The organism is Halochromatium sp., from assembly GCF_046541315.1.
Lineage (GTDB): Bacteria > Pseudomonadota > Gammaproteobacteria > Chromatiales > Chromatiaceae > Lamprobacter.
The window spans coordinates 1-15,431 of record NZ_JBKHDN010000049.1 but is presented as its reverse complement, the minus strand read 5'-3'; the positions used below and the strand labels follow the sequence as shown (position 1 = coordinate 15,431).

General features: G+C 64.6%; 12 protein-coding genes and 1 pseudogene. 6 read left to right on the top strand and 7 right to left on the bottom strand.

All coding sequences use genetic code 11. The features are described from left to right. Positions 1–189 precede the first annotated feature (189 nt). On the bottom strand, positions 190–2,001 hold the full coding sequence (locus ACLFQI_RS05410; protein ID WP_410757856.1) for a PcfJ domain-containing protein: 1,812 nt from the start codon (positions 1,999–2,001) through the stop codon (positions 190–192). A 94-nt stretch (positions 2,002–2,095) separates the two neighbouring features. Further along, positions 2,096–3,046 carry a sigma-54 interaction domain-containing protein gene (locus ACLFQI_RS05405; RefSeq protein WP_410757857.1) on the bottom strand — a complete coding sequence of 317 codons (951 nt, stop codon included), beginning with the start codon at positions 3,044–3,046 and terminating at the stop codon, positions 2,096–2,098. On the opposite strand from ACLFQI_RS05405, the gene ACLFQI_RS05400 reads away from it, so the two are divergent. The 6 genes and pseudogenes from ACLFQI_RS05400 to thiO all read left to right on the top strand — a co-directional run bounded on the left by ACLFQI_RS05400 (position 2,939) and on the right by thiO (position 6,961). Beyond that, positions 2,939–3,466: a hypothetical protein gene (locus tag ACLFQI_RS05400; protein WP_410757858.1), complete on the top strand. Its 528-nt coding sequence runs from the start codon at positions 2,939–2,941 to the stop codon at positions 3,464–3,466. The two genes, ACLFQI_RS05405 and ACLFQI_RS05400, sit on opposite strands and share 108 nt — an antisense overlap. Positions 3,467–3,671: 205 nt before the next feature. Further along, positions 3,672–3,920 (top strand): annotated as a pseudogene (locus tag ACLFQI_RS05395) (nucleotidyltransferase substrate binding protein); the annotation flags it as partial. A gap of 100 nt (positions 3,921–4,020) precedes the next feature. After that, positions 4,021–4,260, top strand: coding sequence for a type II toxin-antitoxin system Phd/YefM family antitoxin (locus tag ACLFQI_RS05390; protein ID WP_410757855.1), 240 nt, complete (start codon positions 4,021–4,023; stop codon positions 4,258–4,260). Positions 4,261–4,309: 49 nt separating this feature from the next. Then, positions 4,310–4,696, top strand: a complete 387-nt coding sequence (locus ACLFQI_RS05385) for a type II toxin-antitoxin system VapC family toxin (RefSeq protein ID WP_410757854.1) — start codon at positions 4,310–4,312, stop codon at positions 4,694–4,696. 187 nt (positions 4,697–4,883) lie between these two features. After that, positions 4,884–5,867: a 4-hydroxy-3-methylbut-2-enyl diphosphate reductase gene (gene ispH / locus ACLFQI_RS05380; protein ID WP_410757853.1), complete on the top strand. Its 984-nt coding sequence runs from the start codon at positions 4,884–4,886 to the stop codon at positions 5,865–5,867. 2 nt (positions 5,868–5,869) lie between these two features. Further along, positions 5,870–6,961 (top strand): glycine oxidase ThiO, encoded by a 1,092-nt coding sequence (gene thiO / locus ACLFQI_RS05375; protein WP_410757852.1) that lies wholly within the window; start codon positions 5,870–5,872, stop codon positions 6,959–6,961. 75 nt (positions 6,962–7,036) lie between these two features. On the opposite strand, the gene ACLFQI_RS05370 is transcribed toward thiO, so the two are convergent. The 5 genes from ACLFQI_RS05370 to ACLFQI_RS05350 are packed head-to-tail and all read right to left on the bottom strand — an operon-like array spanning position 7,037 to position 15,416. Continuing rightward, positions 7,037–10,210: an efflux RND transporter permease subunit gene (locus ACLFQI_RS05370; RefSeq protein ID WP_410757851.1), complete on the bottom strand. Its 3,174-nt coding sequence runs from the start codon at positions 10,208–10,210 to the stop codon at positions 7,037–7,039. Next, positions 10,207–11,595: an efflux RND transporter periplasmic adaptor subunit gene (locus tag ACLFQI_RS05365; protein ID WP_410757850.1), complete on the bottom strand. Its 1,389-nt coding sequence runs from the start codon at positions 11,593–11,595 to the stop codon at positions 10,207–10,209. The genes ACLFQI_RS05370 and ACLFQI_RS05365 overlap by 4 nt, the downstream gene beginning before the upstream one ends. A gap of 29 nt (positions 11,596–11,624) precedes the next feature. Next, positions 11,625–12,311: a membrane integrity-associated transporter subunit PqiC gene (locus tag ACLFQI_RS05360; protein ID WP_410757849.1), complete on the bottom strand. Its 687-nt coding sequence runs from the start codon at positions 12,309–12,311 to the stop codon at positions 11,625–11,627. After that, a complete protein-coding gene (locus ACLFQI_RS05355; RefSeq protein WP_410757848.1) occupies positions 12,308–14,026 on the bottom strand; it encodes an intermembrane transport protein PqiB in 1,719 nt (572 codons plus the stop codon). Before ACLFQI_RS05355 ends, ACLFQI_RS05360 begins: the two co-directional genes overlap by 4 nt. Further along, entirely contained in the window at positions 14,016–15,416 is a 1,401-nt protein-coding gene (locus ACLFQI_RS05350) for a paraquat-inducible protein A (protein ID WP_410757847.1), read from the bottom strand. Before ACLFQI_RS05350 ends, ACLFQI_RS05355 begins: the two co-directional genes overlap by 11 nt. Positions 15,417–15,431: the final 15 nt, after the last annotated feature.

The window sequence follows — 15,431 nt, the reverse complement described above, 5'->3', positions numbered from 1 at the left end:
TCAGGCATGCGAAACCCATGCGTTACGACATGGGAAGGGCTACTTTCAACTGGACAGCTCCAATAGGATGCAGCGAGGCAAATAAATTAGTCTCGCTGGCTGCGGACTGTTGTCGTTGCACGTATATCGTTACGATCACCTCCTGACTGTTTGTTTTGAGTGGCTAAAGGATAAACGATAGAGCCGTTTTCATGCTACATCGTCTAGCTCGACCTGAGGAAGCTTCGGCTGCGTATTTTGGATAAACAGCTTGAGCAATCCGTTTCGCTCAAGGAACTGAACCAAGCCTTGTCTACGCGCCTGCGCTGGAAGGGTAAACGCAAGCATCTCCGCCAGCTTATGCTGATCCTGCACGTTCAACTCCGGCTCTAGCGAATCCGGAGAATCCAGCCGTTGGATGATCGCGGCTCCAGTGCTGCGGCGCCTGTCGCGGATCGCAGAGAGGCGCTGCTTGGATATCGGTTGTAGTACACGCTGGACGAATCGCTCGCCAACCGCCTGCAATGGCGGTTCTGGCGTCTCGTTACGTTTTGCATAGTGCTTGATCAACACGGGGTTGTCGCGCCGCAGGTCGACCTCGAAAGTCGACAAGATCTTACCGGTCGTGCGAGCGCGGATCGAGAACAGCGCGCTGTCGCCCGTCAGGCATTTCACGGCGTAACTGGCGACGCAATGCTCTTGCTCGCGCCCTTCAAGCTCTAGGGCCTGACGACTGGTAAGCTCGATCATGCGGTAGTGACCGTGGCTGTGCCCGGATGCGTTCTCGATGATTCTGGACCACTCCAGACTTGCTGCGGCCTTCGGGTAGCAGAGACCCAGCCGATCCAGGCTGAACTGCCGATAGGCGTCGCGCCATTGCAGGGCCATCTGCGCCAAGCGTCGCAAGCCGACCTGTCCGAACCAGGCTGCGAAGAAGGCGACGGGCGGATCTTCGACGATCTCAACTGCTTGCCCGCGCTTGGCCAACTCCGCTTCCAACGCTGGATACAGGCTATAACGATAGGTCGCGCGGGCGAACGCGTAGATCGCGTCGAAGTCGAGCGCTGCACCCAACTTATCGGTTAATGCTCGATGGCCCTGAGCCCATCCCTGGGCGAACGGAGCGGCGAGTTCACGGACATCGCGCTGCAGCACCGCCGCAAGATCGACGAGCGGCTGCCAGAGCGTTCGGAACACGCGATGATCGGCATCGGTCTTGGGCAGATACTCGACCGGCAACTGATCGAGCTGAGCCAGCAGTGTGGCTCTATGCTCCTGGTCAATCCGCATGGGCTCGAAGTGACGGCAATGCTGAATCGTGCGCCGCTGCGTCTGATAAACATCGGCGAGCGTGCGTACCAACGGCGCCCCGCGATCAACCTGTTGGCGCAAGCGCCAATCGGTGCGCAGGGCTTGGCTGAAGAATGGGAAACGGTGCGCGGCTTGAAGCCGGTTACGGTTGGGGTGGCCGGCAGCATCCAGATAGAAGTTGTACGCATCCCAATCGCCTTGCCCTTCGCGCTGCAGGATGGCGACGACATCGGCTCTCAGGCTCTGTGAGAACGCAGCGATGGCAGCGCGCAGGATGGCATGCTCCACCCGAGCCAAGAGACTCTGCGCCATTCCGTGCGGGCATGCAGCAAGTCCCGCGCCGGATGCCTGCCGTCCGAGCACGCGCGCAGCCAGCGCATTGGCCAAGGTTTTCATCCAAGCGGAATCGGGTTCCAGCACCGGTTTGCCTTGCATCACCGTGCCACCAATCTGCGTCGGATTGCAGGGGCTCTCCAGCCCGTAAAGGAAGAGCTTGCGATTGTCTTGCTCGACCAGCCAGAGCCCGCGCTGCGTTCCCAGTGCATCTGACTCACCGAGCGGAGATCCGAGGTTGATCGAGAGTGCTTGGCGCATGCCGGAGATGCCACTGTCGCGATACAAGCAAGCACGATACTCGCGCAGCAGTCCGCTCCGGAACAACTGCCGGAGCAGTGCAGCGGCGGCTTGGTTGGTCGAATCGTCGCCGATCATTCGATGCATCCAATGCGGGAAGACTTGGCCTTGTTGAAACATCCTACGCCCATGCTGCTTTGGTGTCGCGGGGACTAAAGCAGGGAGCATGCCATCATGGCTCAAGCTCGTATTTCTTGAGCCAGTTGTTCAGTGTTGTCGGGTTCCCAAAGCCGAGCAGCTTGGCAGCACGGGTCTTGTTGCCCTGCGAGACCGCCACCGCACGCTCCAGATAGTGTCGCGCAACGTTATCTAGAAGTGCTTTTAGATCAAAGTCTTCTCTAAGCTCCCGGCCAAGGATTGACGCGTCGTCAGCGTCGCGGCTCGGGCGTGGCAACAACGCATCGCGCGCATCGGCGGCGTCGATGGTCGCGCCGGGCGTCCAGACCGCAGCACGTCGCAGCGTGTTCAACAGCTCGCGGACATTGCCGGGCCAGCTGTGCTCGAGCAAACGTTTTCTTGCAGCTACTGAAAGTTTCTTTGGCTCATAGCAGGGCTCGGTCTCGCTCTCGCGGTTGACCTGCTCGAGCAGGCGATCGAGCAACAAAGCGGTGTCGCCGTTGCGCTCGCGCAGCGGCGGCAAGACGATGACCGCCACTGCGAGCCGATAGAACAAGTCTTCGCGGAACCGACCGGCGCTCACCTCCTGGCTCAGGCTGCGATTGGTCGCGGCGATGACGCGCACGTCGACGCGGGTGGCGCGAGTGGCGCCCACGCGAGTAATCTCCCCTTCCTGGAGCGCACGGAGGAAACGCACCTGGGCGGCCTTTGGCAGTTCGCCGATCTCGTCCAAGAACAGGGTTCCGGTGTCGGCGGCCTCGAAGACACCTTGGCGGGCACCGGTCGCTCCGGTGAAGGCACCCTTCTCATGGCCGAACAGCTCGGATTCGATGAGCTCTGGTGCAATGGCACCGCAGTTGACCGTGACCATGGGCCGATCGCGGCGAGGGCTTGCCTGATGGATGGCACGCGCGAGCAATTCCTTGCCGGTGCCGGATTCGCCTTCGATCAGGACCGGGATCGAGCGCAGCGCAACGCGGCGGGCGCGTGCGACCACACGCTGCATCACGGCGCTCTGGTGGATGATGGCATCGAAGGCCGGGGCGGCAGGTGGCAGGCCGGCAGTCAGCCGCGTGAGTTCGGCATCCGGACGGCGCAGCAGATCCGGGATGAAATCTGCGGCCATCTCGAACGGAATCGAGACCGGTCGCACACCGTGGCGGATGGACGATTCGATCAGTTCGGCTGGGAACCGGGTCTTGGCGAGGATGATCCAGACCGCAGCCATCGCGGGTGTGCCAGGACTGAGGTGAAAGGTGAATTCGGGCTGGCTGGGGGGGCGGTCTGCGAGCGTCTCGGCAACGATACGCCGCGCATGCCGATAGATGGCATCGAAGTCGGTTGGGCTGTCCAGCTCGACCTGATGCAGTGTGACGGGAGTCAGATCACGCTGTCCAAGCCAGTCGAGATAGTCCTGGGTTTCTGAGACACTACAGTCGCAGATCAGCGCCAACTCGCTAAACCAGCCGGTCGCCAAGGCTTGCGCGACCGGCCCGATGCCAACGTCGTTCACTCCTTGAGCGGCCCGGAGATCAGTCCAGCCGAGCCAACTGAACAAAATCCTCTTGATCACCCCTCTTCAGCCTCTTTCACAGCAAATGCAAGCTCCATGAACTTTATACGGCCGCCCGATGATACAGGACGCCCAATCCGCTGACATCCGTTGGCAACAACGCCTGAACAACTCTGTGCGCGCGCTGGCGCAGCTTGAAGAAGCTGTGCAATTGCACAATCAGCGTCCGCTGTCACGCTTGGAGCAGCAAGGCCTGATCAAGGCCTTCGAGTTCACCCAAGAGCTTGGCTGGAACGTCATGAAGGATTACTTTGAATACCAAGGCAACCCGACGCTGACCGGCTCCCGCGATGCGATTCGCGAGGCCGGCCTGCTGCTACGCCAGACATGATGATGGCTCAAGATGGCTTGTCACGATAAGCGACACAAACTAAACTCACTGGACTGAGTTTAGCGCGACAAACATCATGCGAACCATCAATATTCATCAAGCCAAGACCCACCTGTCGCGTCTCGTCGAGCAGGCCGCTAGCGGCGATGCCTTCGTCATCGCCAAGGCTGGTCGGCCGTTGGTCAAGGTCATGCCGATCGATGCGCTCGAAGCCGGCGTTCCCAGGCGGTTGGGCTTCATGGCGGGACAGCTCAGCGTGCCTGATGATTTCGATCGCATGGGCAATGACAGCCTCGCGGACCTGTTCGAGTGCTGAACGTCAACCACCTCGCCTTAAACGGTGCGGCTTTTTTGCGTTAGAACGGATGAGGCTGCTTCTGGATACGCATGTGTTGCTCTGGGCCGCCGGCATTCCAGAGCGGCTTTCCGTCGAGGCTCGCGCACTGATAGAGGCACCGGAGAACAGTCTCCATTTCAGCGCCGCCAGTCTTTGGGAAATTGTCATCAAGCGCGGACTCCGCCGCGACGATTTCAAGGTCGATCCAAACAGGCTACGTCGTGGCCTGCTAGACAATGGCTACCATGAGCTGGCGATCAACGGCCTTCATACACTGATGGTCGAAAATCTGCCGGTCATCCACAAAGACCCCTTCGACCGTCTCCTGATCGCTCAAGCCATGGTCGAGGGGCTCACCTTATTGACGGCTGATGGGCTGGTGGCACGATATCCTGGACCGATTCGTCAATTGTAGCTTCCAAATCGCCAAGCTCGCCGTCGAACTTTCCCCTTTACCTTCTACAACGCGCGCTGAGCTTTGGCTCGCGCGCCCTGAGACAAGCACGGGTGCCACCTTCGGCATCACCCGACTGCCCGACTGCGACATGGCTGCTAGAATGGGGACCATGATTGCCCAGCCCGGCCCCAAGGCCCTTGCCCCCATGGACATCCTTCTCGCCAATCCACGCGGCTTCTGCGCCGGTGTCGATCGCGCCATCGACATCGTCGAGCGTGTGCTCGAACTCTATGGCGCGCCCATCTACGTCCGCCACGAGGTGGTGCACAACCGCTATGTGGTCGACGATCTGCGCAAGCGCGGCGCGATCTTCGTCGACCAGATCGCCGCGATCCCGGACGGCGCCATCTGCATCTTCAGCGCCCACGGCGTCTCTCGGCAGGTGCGCGAGGAGGCCGCCGCGCGCGGTCTGCGCATCTTCGATGCCACCTGCCCGCTGGTGACCAAGGTCCATCTGGAGGTCGCGCGCCACTGCAAGGCCGGCTTCGATGTGGTGCTGATCGGCCATCGCGGTCATCCGGAGGTCGAAGGCACGCTCGGCCAGTGTCAGGCCGATGGCGGGCGCATGCACCTGATCGAGACCGCCGCCGAGGTCGCCGATCTGGTGGTCCAGGATCCGGACCGGGTCGCCTATGTCACCCAAACCACGCTCTCGGTCGACGACACCGCCAGCGTCATCGAGGCCCTGCAGGCGCGCTTCCCGAACCTGACCGGCCCGCGCAAGAGCGACATCTGCTACGCCACCCAGAACCGCCAGGACGCGGTGCGCGCGCTCGCCGCCGAGGCCGATCTGATGCTGGTGGTCGGCTCCGCCAACAGCTCCAATTCCAACCGCCTGCGCGAACTGGCCGAGAGGCAAGGCATCCCCGCCTATCTGATCGACGGCGCCGAGGAGATCCAGCGCGATTGGCTGCACGCCGGCGCGCGGGTCGCGCTCACCGCCGGCGCCTCGGCCCCCGAGCTGTTGGTCGAACAGGTCATCGCCAAGCTCAGGGACTGGGGGGCCGCCACGGTGGACGAACACTCCGGCCTGCGCGAGCAGGTGGTGTTCGCGCTGCCGAAAGAACTCCAACCGACAGGTGCCGAGCCGCGCGCGCAGCAGGCCGGTGCCGAACAGCATCACGTTTGAGCATGACAACCAAGATCCTGATTATTGGCGGCGGCGTCATCGGCCTGATGACGGCGCGTGAATTGATCCAGGCCGGCGCCGAGGTGACGCTGGTCGAGATGGGCAGCACCGGCAAGGAATCGTCCTGGGCCGGCGGCGGCATCCTCTCGCCGCTCTATCCCTGGCGCTACCGCGGCGCGGTCACGGCCTTGGCGAGCTGGAGCCAACGCGCCTATCCGGCGTTCTGCGAGACGCTGTTCGAGGAGACCGGTGTCGACCCCGAGTACAGCCGCTCCGGGATGATGATCCTCGATCCCGAGTCCCCCGAACTGGCGCTCCGCTGGGCGGACACCGAGCAGGCGGCGATGGAGCCGCTGGACCGCGCCGCGATCGCCGAGAAGGAGCCGGGCCTGGCGGTGGAGACCGACGGCGCGCTGTGGATGCCCGAGGTCGCGCAGATCCGCAATCCGCGCCTGACCAAGGCCCTGCATGCGAGCATCGGCAAGCGCATCGAGATGCACGAGCGCGAGGAGGTGCTGGATCTGCTGGTCGAGGATGGCCGCGTGCGCGGGGCCAAGACCACCGCCGGGCGCATCGAGGCCGAGCATGTGATCGTCTGCACCGGGGCCTGGACCGCGCAACTGCTCGAGAAGCTCGGGCGCAAGCCCAATATCCATCCGGTGCGCGGACAGATGATCCTGTTCTATGCCAAGCCTGGCCAGATTCGCCATCTGTCGCTCTACCGCGAGCGCTATGTGATCCCGCGCAAGGACGGCCGGGTGCTGATCGGCAGCACACTGGAGGAGGCCGGTTTCGAGAAGCGCACCACCGCCGAGGCCAAGGAGGAGCTGTATCGGGTCGCCACCGAGATGTTTCCGCTCCTCAAGCGCACCCCGATCGAGGATCACTGGGCCGGGCTGCGGCCCGGCTCGCCGAGCGGCATCCCCTATATCGGCCCCTACCCCGAGGTCGAAGGGCTCTACGTCAACGCTGGCCATTTCCGCAATGGACTGGTCACCGGCCCGGCCTCGGCCCGGCTGATCAGCGACCTGGTGCTGGAGCGCGAGCCGATCCTGCCGCCATCGGCCTATGCCCTGGATAGCCCGCGCGGATAGATCCGCATTGGTGGGGCGGTCGGGCATCCTTGCCCTTGTTTCCGGGACGCGACCCTGATCCAGGGTGGCTTTGCTTTAGCCGGCCTTGGACCCCGCCTTGGACTCGGTCTCCGAGGCGTTCTCATCGCCCTGCCGCCCAAGCAGCGCGCCGATCCTGTCGCCAATCCACTGGAACATGACGTACAGCCCCGGGATCACCAGGATGCCGAAGATGGTCGCCGCCAGCATGCCGCCGAGCACGGTGAAGCCGAGGTGAAGCCGTGAGTTGGCGCCGGCACCGCTGGCCAGCACCAGCGGCAAGAGACCGATGATGAAGGCCATCGCCGTCATCAGCACCGCGCGGAAGCGCATCCGCGCCCCGGCGATGGCGGCGTCGAAGCGGGTCTTGCCGTCCTCGCGCTGCTCCTTGGCGAACTCGACGATCAGGATCGCGTTCTTCGCCGCCAGGCCGATCAGCAGCACCAGGCCGATCTGGGTATAGAGGTTGTTATCCAGACCGATGATCCACAGCGTCAGCAGCGCGCCAAGCAAGGCGATGACCACCGAGGTCAACACCGCGAAGGGGATCGCCCAGCTCTCGTAGAGCGCGACCAGGAACAGATAGCCGAACAACAGCGCAAGCCCGAAGATGGCGGCTTCGCCACCGGCACTCTGCGCGGCCTCCTGATAGGACATCCCGGTCCATTCATAGGAATAACCCTCGGGCAACGACTGCTTGGCGGTCGCTTCCATCGCTGCCATCGCCGCGCTGGTCGATGTGCCGGGCGGCGCGCCGCCATTGATCGCAGCGGTGAGGAATTGGTTGTAGCGAAACACCAGGTTCGCGCCCAGCTCGCTGCGAATATCGGCAATCACCTCGATCGGCACCATCTCGCCGGTGTTCGAGCGCACATAGGTCGAACCGATGTCGGCGGCCGCTGAGCGTGCGTCCTGCTCGGCCTGCAAGTTGACCTGGAAGGTCCGGCCGAGATAGGTGAAGTTGTTCACATAGCTGCTGCCGAACACCGATTGCATGGTGTTGAACACCGCCGCGACCGGCACATCCAGATATTGGGCCTGGGTGCGATCCAGGTCCAGCTGGATGCGCGGGGTATCGGCATTGAAGGTCGAATAGGCGTTCGCCACGTCCGGGTGTTGATTGGCGGCGGCCAGATAGCCCTTTAACACCTGCGTGAGTTCTTGCGGCGACTGCCCGCCGCGCGCCTGCAGCTGCAGCGCGAAGCCACCGGCATTGCCAAGCCCCGGGATCGGCGGCGGCGGGAAGAGCAGGATATTCGCCGCCGGTATCGCGTTGAACTGGGCGTTTAGGGTCTGGATCAAGCCGCGCAACCCGGTCTCCGGCGTGGTGCGTTCATCCCAGGGGTCGAGCACGATGACCGCCAGGCCGGCATCCGACGACGGCGAGCTGGTCAGCAGGCTGAAACCCGCCACCGTCAGCACACTGTGCACGCCCTCGGTCTGCTCGGCGATCTCGCGCACCTGCGCCAGCACCTCACTGGTGCGCGGCAACGCGGCACCACTCGGCAGGCTGGCATCGAGGAACAGCACGCCCTGATCCTCGTTCGGCAGGAAGCCCGTTGGCAGTTGCTCGATCATCAGCGCCGAGACGCCACCCGCCAGCAGAATCATGAGGCCGGCAATGGCCGATCGGCGCGCGAGCAGCGCGACGACCTTCACATAGCCGTTGCGGGTCTGCTCAAGCCTGTGGTTGAACCATTTGAACGGGCCACCGCGCGCCGCCTTCGGAACCCCGAGAAACAATGAGGTCAGCACCGGCGACAGTGTCAGCGCATTGATCGACGAGATCGCCACCGCCGCCGAGATGGTCACCGCGAACTGTCGGAACAGCTCGCCGGAGATGCCGGGGATGAAGGCGACCGGGGCGAAGATGGCGAACAACACCAGCGTGGTCGAGACGATCGGCCCGGTGACCTGCTCCATCGCCTTGAGGGTCGCGGCCCGGCGGTCAAGCCCCTCTTCGAGCATGATGCGCTGCACGTTCTCGACCACGACGATGGCATCGTCGACCACCAGCCCGATCGCCAGCACCACCGCGAACAGGCTGATGGTGTTGGCCGAAAAACCGGCCGCGAGCAGGACGATGAAGACGCCGATCAGCGACACCGGAATGGTCACCGCTGGCACGATGGTCGCGCGCAGATCCTGCAGGAACACGAACACCACCAAAAGCACGATCACGGCGGTGATCGCCAGGGTGACGACGATCTCGTCGATCGAGGTAGTGACGAACAGCGTCGAGTCGTACATCACCTCGGCGGCGACGCCGTCCGGGAAGCGCGCCTTGAGCGTCTCCAACTGGGCGCGCACCCCCTTGGCGACACCGAGCGCATTGGCCCCGGGCGCTTGGTAGATGGCGATGCCGGCGGCGGGCTTGCCGTTGAATTTGGTCACCGCGTTATAGGTCTGGGAGCCAAGCTCGACCTCGGCGATGTCGGAGAGGCGCACGATGGCACCGTCATCGGCGCTGCGCACCACGATCTGGCCGAACGCTTCCGGCGTGATCAACTGTCCTTCGGTGACGATGGTGAATTGCGAAACCTGATCGTCGCCGATCGGCGGCGCACCGATCGAGCCGAGCGCGGCCTGGATGTTCTGCTCCTGAATCGCCTGCTTCACATCCTGCGGCGTGATGCCAAGCGCGGCCATGCGCGCCGGCTGCAGCCAAATGCGCATCGAGTAGTTGAGCGGGCCGAACTGATTCGCCGCGCCGACGCCGGTCACCCGCGCCAGCTCGTCCTGGATGTTGATGGTGGCGAAGTTCGACAGGAAGAGCGCGTCCTTGCTCTCGTCGGGCGAGTAGACCGACACCACCAGCAGCAGATTGGTGGACTCGGCCTGCACCTTGACGCCCAGCGCCTGCACCTCTTGCGGCAGCAAGGCCAGCGCCTGCGAGACCCGATTCTGGGTGTTGACCTGGGCGATATCGGCATCCGTGCCAACCTCGAAGCTGACCGTGAGCGTGTAGCTGCCGGCACTGGAAGCCACCGAGGACATATACAGCATGCCCTCGACGCCATTGACCTGTTGCTCGATCGGACTGCCGACGGTATCGGCGATGGTCTGGGCATCGGCCCCCGGATAGGTGGCCGTGACCTTGACCACTGGCGGCGTGATGTTGGGATACTGCGCCACCGGCATGGCAACGATCGCTAGCAAACCGGCGACCACCAGCACGATGGAGATCACCGCCGCCAGCCGCGGCCGCTCGACAAAGGTCTTGGCGATCATTGCGAGTCGCTCGCGCCGTTGCGGGTTGCGGTCGCCGCCGACCCGTTGCCGCGCCGCTCCGCGCGCGCGCTCTGGGTCATCGGCGTCACCTCCATGCCGGGCTTGACCTTCTGCACGCCGGAGACGATGACGATCTCGCCGCTCTGCAAGCCCGAGGTCACGGCATAGCCCGTGCCGACCTGGATCCCGGTCTTGATCGGGCGCTGCTCGACGCGGTTGTCCTTGCCGACCAGATAGACCTGTTCGCCCTCGCGGGTGCGCAGGATCGCCGCGGCCGGCACCACCGGCTCCTGCTGGGTTTCGGCGGTGCGCACCACGGCGGTCACGAACTGCCCCGGCAGCAGCAACCGCTCCGGATTCGGGAAGTCGGCGTAGATCGGGATGGTGCCGGTCGCGGGGTTGACCCGGTTGTCGGCGAACGAGATCTTGCCCTGGTGGTCATAGGTCTCGCCGGTCGGCAGGATCAGATGCGGCACGAACAGCGCGCGGGCATGGTCGGCGCCGTCGTCGGCCACCCGCTGCTGGATGCGCACGAAATCCGCGCTCGGAATCGAGAACACGGCGCGGATCGGATCGAGCTGCACGACCGTCGCCAGGGTGCCGCTGCCGGGATTGACCAGGTTGCCCTCGGTGTAGTTCGTCGCGCCGATGCGCCCGGCGATCGGGCTGGTGATGGTGGTGTAGCCGAGATTGATCTTCGCCGTCTCGATCGCCGCCTGCGCCTGCTTGATGCGGGCCTTGGCGTTCTCGACAGTGGCCTTGGCCTCGTCGCGCTGTGCCTTGGCGCGGTCGAAATCGGTCCGCGAGGCGTCGCCCTTCTTCACCAGCACCTCGAAGCGTTCGAAATCGGCCTGCTTGTCTGCCAGCGTCGCCTGGGCGCTGGCCAGTTCCGCCTCGGCCGCCGCGAGTTGGCCTTCGGCATTGGCCAGGGTCGCTCGATATTGAGCCTGCTCGATCCGATAGAGCAGTTGCCGCTTCTCGACCGTCCGGCCCTGCTGGAACGCGACCTGCTCCAGGAAGCCCTCGACGCGCGCGCGCACATCGACCGACTGGATGGCCTTGATGGTGCCGATGTAACGCCGCTCGGCGGCCACATCCTGGTTCTGTACCGCAGCGACGACGACCGAGGGCGGTGGCGTCTTCGACGCGTTGGCCTGGCCGCTGCCCTTGTCAGGCGGGTCGCTGTCGTCGTCCGCAACGGCGATCGTCGTCACCATGCACAGCAGCGCGCTGGCGACGAGCGCGGAGGCCCGCCCGAGTCGGCGACTGTGCCGCCGGCCTTGCCATCTCGGCCAGGTCGGGCTGGAGGCGGCCGCCTCGCCGACCTCCGGGAGGTCATGCGCGCGCCTGTGACGCGCCCCGAATTGCGAGGGGATCCGACTCATCTGTATCCTCCGCGAATGACCGCATTCCGCTAAAAGAAATCTGGCTCCGGTGGCCGTGGCTTTGGCAGTTGGCGCAGAGCCTCGGCCACATCCTGGCTGAACCGGCCGAGACAGCGGCTCATCGCGGCCACCATGGCCTCCGACGCATCGGCGGCAGCCATCATGCCCGCAGCGGGCCCGGACGGGGATTGGTTCTGACGCGGCGCCGACGCGACGGGGCAACGATACAGATCTTCACGCGCGACCAGGGATTGCTCGAGGCGCTGGTCCATCACCGCCCAGCGCACCTTGAGCGTGGCCTCGTCGCCCCGGCGGCCCTCAAAGCTCACCACCTCGGCGGTGATGCGAAAATCCAGTGGCAGGCGCGCCTCGGACGGCAAGATGAGGATGCGGCTGGTGTTGAGCAGATATCCCAGGTTCTCGCCCCAGACGCGCAAAAAGTCGTCCTGCAGGGTGCCGCCCCAGCGGTTGAATTCCTCCAGCTCCAGCCGATTGGAGCCATCGCGCACGACCAGCTGCGGGCGATCGAGGAACTGCGGAAACACCACCGGACCGATGCCGATCGCCAGGTCGCCGCCACGGATATCCGCGCCGCGCCCTGCGGCCTCGGGCAAGGGCGTCAAGGTGTAGAAGCGCGACGATGGCGAGGTGGCGCAGGCGCTCAGCAGCGCGAGCATCAGGATCGTCAGCACCGGCCGTCTGAGTCCGTCGATCATCGTTGTCTTCCTCCCTTGCCCTGAATCAGGGCCTCCGGATGTCGATCCAGGTAATCCGCAAAGGTGCGAATCGAGCGCGCTGCCGCGCTGAGTTCGCGCATTGTACGCAAGGTCTCGCCACTGAGGGGACCATCGGGACCGATCAGGCCGTTGACGCTGACCAGCGTCTGCCCGGCCTGGCGCAGCACCCTGTCCAGCTCGGGCGCCAGCGTGGCGTCGAGTTGGCCGGACACCGAGCGCAGATCGGCGATCGTGCGCTCGAGGTCGGCGAGCGTCTGTTGGGTCGCCTCGGCATCGACCAGTTCGCGCGTACTGGCGAGGATGCCGCTGAGATCAGCGCCGATCTGCGTCAGCGGCAGGGCCTCGATCTCGGTGAGGATGTTCTTGACCTTGGTCGTCACCTCCGCGATCGGCGCCGGTCGCGTCGGCAAGACCGTATAGCCATTGCGCTGTTCCAGACTCGCGCTCGGCGCGTCGGGATGGAAATCCAGATCCACATAGAGCTGTCCGGTGAGCAGGCTGCCGGTCTTCAACTGTCCGCGCAGGCCGCTGGCGACGAGCTGATTCAGCAGATTGGGATCGTTGACCAGGGTCCGCTCGACGCCCTCGTCGACGCTGATGCGCTCGGGCTCGATCTCGATCAGCACCGGGATCGAGAAGTCCAGTTCATCGGGGTCGAAGCGCAACTGGATATCGAGCACCTTGCCGATCTGGATCCCATGCAGCAACACCGGCGCGCCGACGCTGAGTCCGCGCACCGAGCCCGAGAACACCATCAGATAGCGCTGCTTTTTAAGGTAGATGCGCTCATGCGCCGCCCGCCGGTTCGGGTAGAGCGGGAAGAACTGATCGGCGGTGGCCGGCGCGCCCTTGGCGTCGATCATGTCCGGGGTATCGAAGGCGATCCCGCCGAGCACCAACGCCAGCAAGGATTCGGTATCGACACTGATCCCATCGGCGGAGAGGCTGACATCGATCCCGCTGGTGTTCCAGAAACGGGTGTTGACGAAGACCAGGCGATCATGCGGCTGGGTGACGAAGACATCGATGGTGACGGCGTTGCCATCCGGATCGAGTTCGTAGTTCACCACCTGACCGACCTGGATGTGGCGAAAATAGACCGGCGAGCCCAGATTCAACGAGCCGAGCGTCGGCGAGCGCAGCCGAAAGCGCGTGCCCGGCTCATTGGTGGCGATCACCGGCGGATCGGTCAGGCCCTGGAAGTCGCGCGCCGGCTTGCCCTCGGTGACCGGATCGATGGCGATATAGGCGCCCGAGAGCAAGGTCTCCAAGCCGGAGACATGACTGGCGGTAACGCGCGGGCGCGCCACCCAGAAGCGGGTCCGCTCGGTGAGATAGCGTTCCGAATCGCGGGTCAGCTCCGCCTTGACGACGACGCCGTCGAGGTCGTCACTGAGGCTGATCGTCGTCACCCGACCGATCTCGACATCGTTGAACTTGACCTTGGTCTTGCCCGCCTGGAGTCCGGCCGCGCTCTTGAAACCGATGGTGATGGTCGGCCCCTGTTCGGACCAGGTCTTGTAGGCCAGCCAGCCGCCGACCGCCAGCGCCAGGAGCGGCAGCAGCCAGACCAACGACAGCCGATCGGCCTTGACCACGCGCGCCTCGGGTAACGGGGCATCGGGCATCGGCAGGCCGCTGTCCCACGTCTCGGCGACCTGGTTTGCGTCGGATTGGTCGGATTCAGCCGACATCGACAACGGCCTCGCTGTGTGCTCGTGGCGCCTTGGGTGCTGCCTTGGAAGGCGCCTTGGGCAGGGCCGGGGCGCGATTCGGCGCCGGTCCGGTCTCGGCGGCGGCATCCCAGATCAGGCGCGGGTCGAAGCTCATCGCCGCGAACATGGTCAGGATCACCACCGCGCAGAAGAACACCGCGCCGGCCTCGGCCTGGATGCTGGCGAGATTGCCGAGATGGACCAAGGCGACCAGGATGGTCACCACATAGACATCGACCATCGACCAGCGGCCGATGGCCTCGGTGATGCGATAGAGCCGGGTGCGGTCACGCGGACGCCAGCGCGAGCGCCACTGCACCGAGAGCAGCAAAAAGATCAGGATCAAGAGTTTCAACAGCGGCACGAAGACACTGGCAATGAAGAGGATGGCGGCCAAGGGCAGCATGCCATGCTCGATGAGGAAGACGACGCCGCTGAGGATGGTATCCGATTGTGTCTGCCCGAGGCTGGTCACCGTCATCACCGGCAAGACATTGGCCGGCACATAGAACACAAGCGCCGCCAGCACCAGCGCCCAGGTGCGCTGGAGGCTTTTCGGCTTGCGCCGGTGCAGGATGTGACCGCAGCGCGGACAGCGCCGGTGGGCGTCGCCGACGGGCACCGCCAGCGCGCTCTCCAGACTCGCCTCGACTTGCGCGCCCAGACCCTGGTCGCGGAGCGCCTCCCGCTCCGGCACCACCAGTTCGCAGACCGTGCAGCCGAGCACGCGCTCACCCGCCTGCGGCGGCCGCCGCACCCGCGCCGGCAGCGGCACCCGCTCCCAGACGATCTCCGGATCGAGCGCCGCCTGCGCCGCCGCCAGCGCGAAGATCAACAGCACGAAGGCGAACAACGAGGTCCCCGGGACGATGGTCGCCATGTCCGCGAGCTTGACCACCGACACCAGGATGCCGATCAGGAACACATCCATCATGCCCCAGGGCAGCATGGTCTTGAACCAGCGGAACAGCGTCGGATAGCCGGGCGGCAGGCCGCGCCCGAGCCGCAACGGCGCCAACACGATCAGCAACAGCAGCAACTGCAAAGCCGGCGCCAGGATCGCGGTGAAGAACACCACTGCCGCCACCTCGGCCTTGCCCTGTTCGGCGAGCTCGGCGACACCGCTGAACAGCGTCGTCTCGGTGTGCTGTCCCTGCATCTCGAACGATAAAAACGGAAAGCTGTTGGCGACGACGAACAGGATCAGCCCGGTGAGCGCGAAGGCCAGGGTGCGATCCAGGCTTGCCGGCCGATGCCGATGCAGCCGATGGCCACAGCGCAGGCAACGCGACGAACCGCGCGGCGGCAGCGGGGGACTGCGCTGGAGCAGATCGCATTCCTCGCACAGGCTGAGAGGATGGTTGGGCATGGGAGTCCGATGTCT

Coding starts and splice junctions, on each gene's coding strand:
- ACLFQI_RS05410 (WP_410757856.1), bottom strand. CDS start 2,001: ATGATCGGCGACGATTCGACCAACCAAGCCGCCGCTGCACTGCTCCGG.
- ACLFQI_RS05365 (WP_410757850.1), bottom strand. CDS start 11,595: ATGAGTCGGATCCCCTCGCAATTCGGGGCGCGTCACAGGCGCGCGCAT.
- ACLFQI_RS05400 (WP_410757858.1), top strand. CDS start 2,939: ATGGATGGCACGCGCGAGCAATTCCTTGCCGGTGCCGGATTCGCCTTC.
- ACLFQI_RS05370 (WP_410757851.1), bottom strand. CDS start 10,210: ATGATCGCCAAGACCTTTGTCGAGCGGCCGCGGCTGGCGGCGGTGATC.
- ACLFQI_RS05405 (WP_410757857.1), bottom strand. CDS start 3,046: ATGCAGCGTGTGGTCGCACGCGCCCGCCGCGTTGCGCTGCGCTCGATC.
- ACLFQI_RS05355 (WP_410757848.1), bottom strand. CDS start 14,026: ATGTCGGCTGAATCCGACCAATCCGACGCAAACCAGGTCGCCGAGACG.
- ispH (WP_410757853.1), top strand. CDS start 4,884: ATGGACATCCTTCTCGCCAATCCACGCGGCTTCTGCGCCGGTGTCGAT.
- ACLFQI_RS05390 (WP_410757855.1), top strand. CDS start 4,021: ATGCGAACCATCAATATTCATCAAGCCAAGACCCACCTGTCGCGTCTC.
- ACLFQI_RS05350 (WP_410757847.1), bottom strand. CDS start 15,416: ATGCCCAACCATCCTCTCAGCCTGTGCGAGGAATGCGATCTGCTCCAG.
- ACLFQI_RS05360 (WP_410757849.1), bottom strand. CDS start 12,311: ATGATCGACGGACTCAGACGGCCGGTGCTGACGATCCTGATGCTCGCG.
- thiO (WP_410757852.1), top strand. CDS start 5,870: ATGACAACCAAGATCCTGATTATTGGCGGCGGCGTCATCGGCCTGATG.
- ACLFQI_RS05385 (WP_410757854.1), top strand. CDS start 4,310: ATGAGGCTGCTTCTGGATACGCATGTGTTGCTCTGGGCCGCCGGCATT.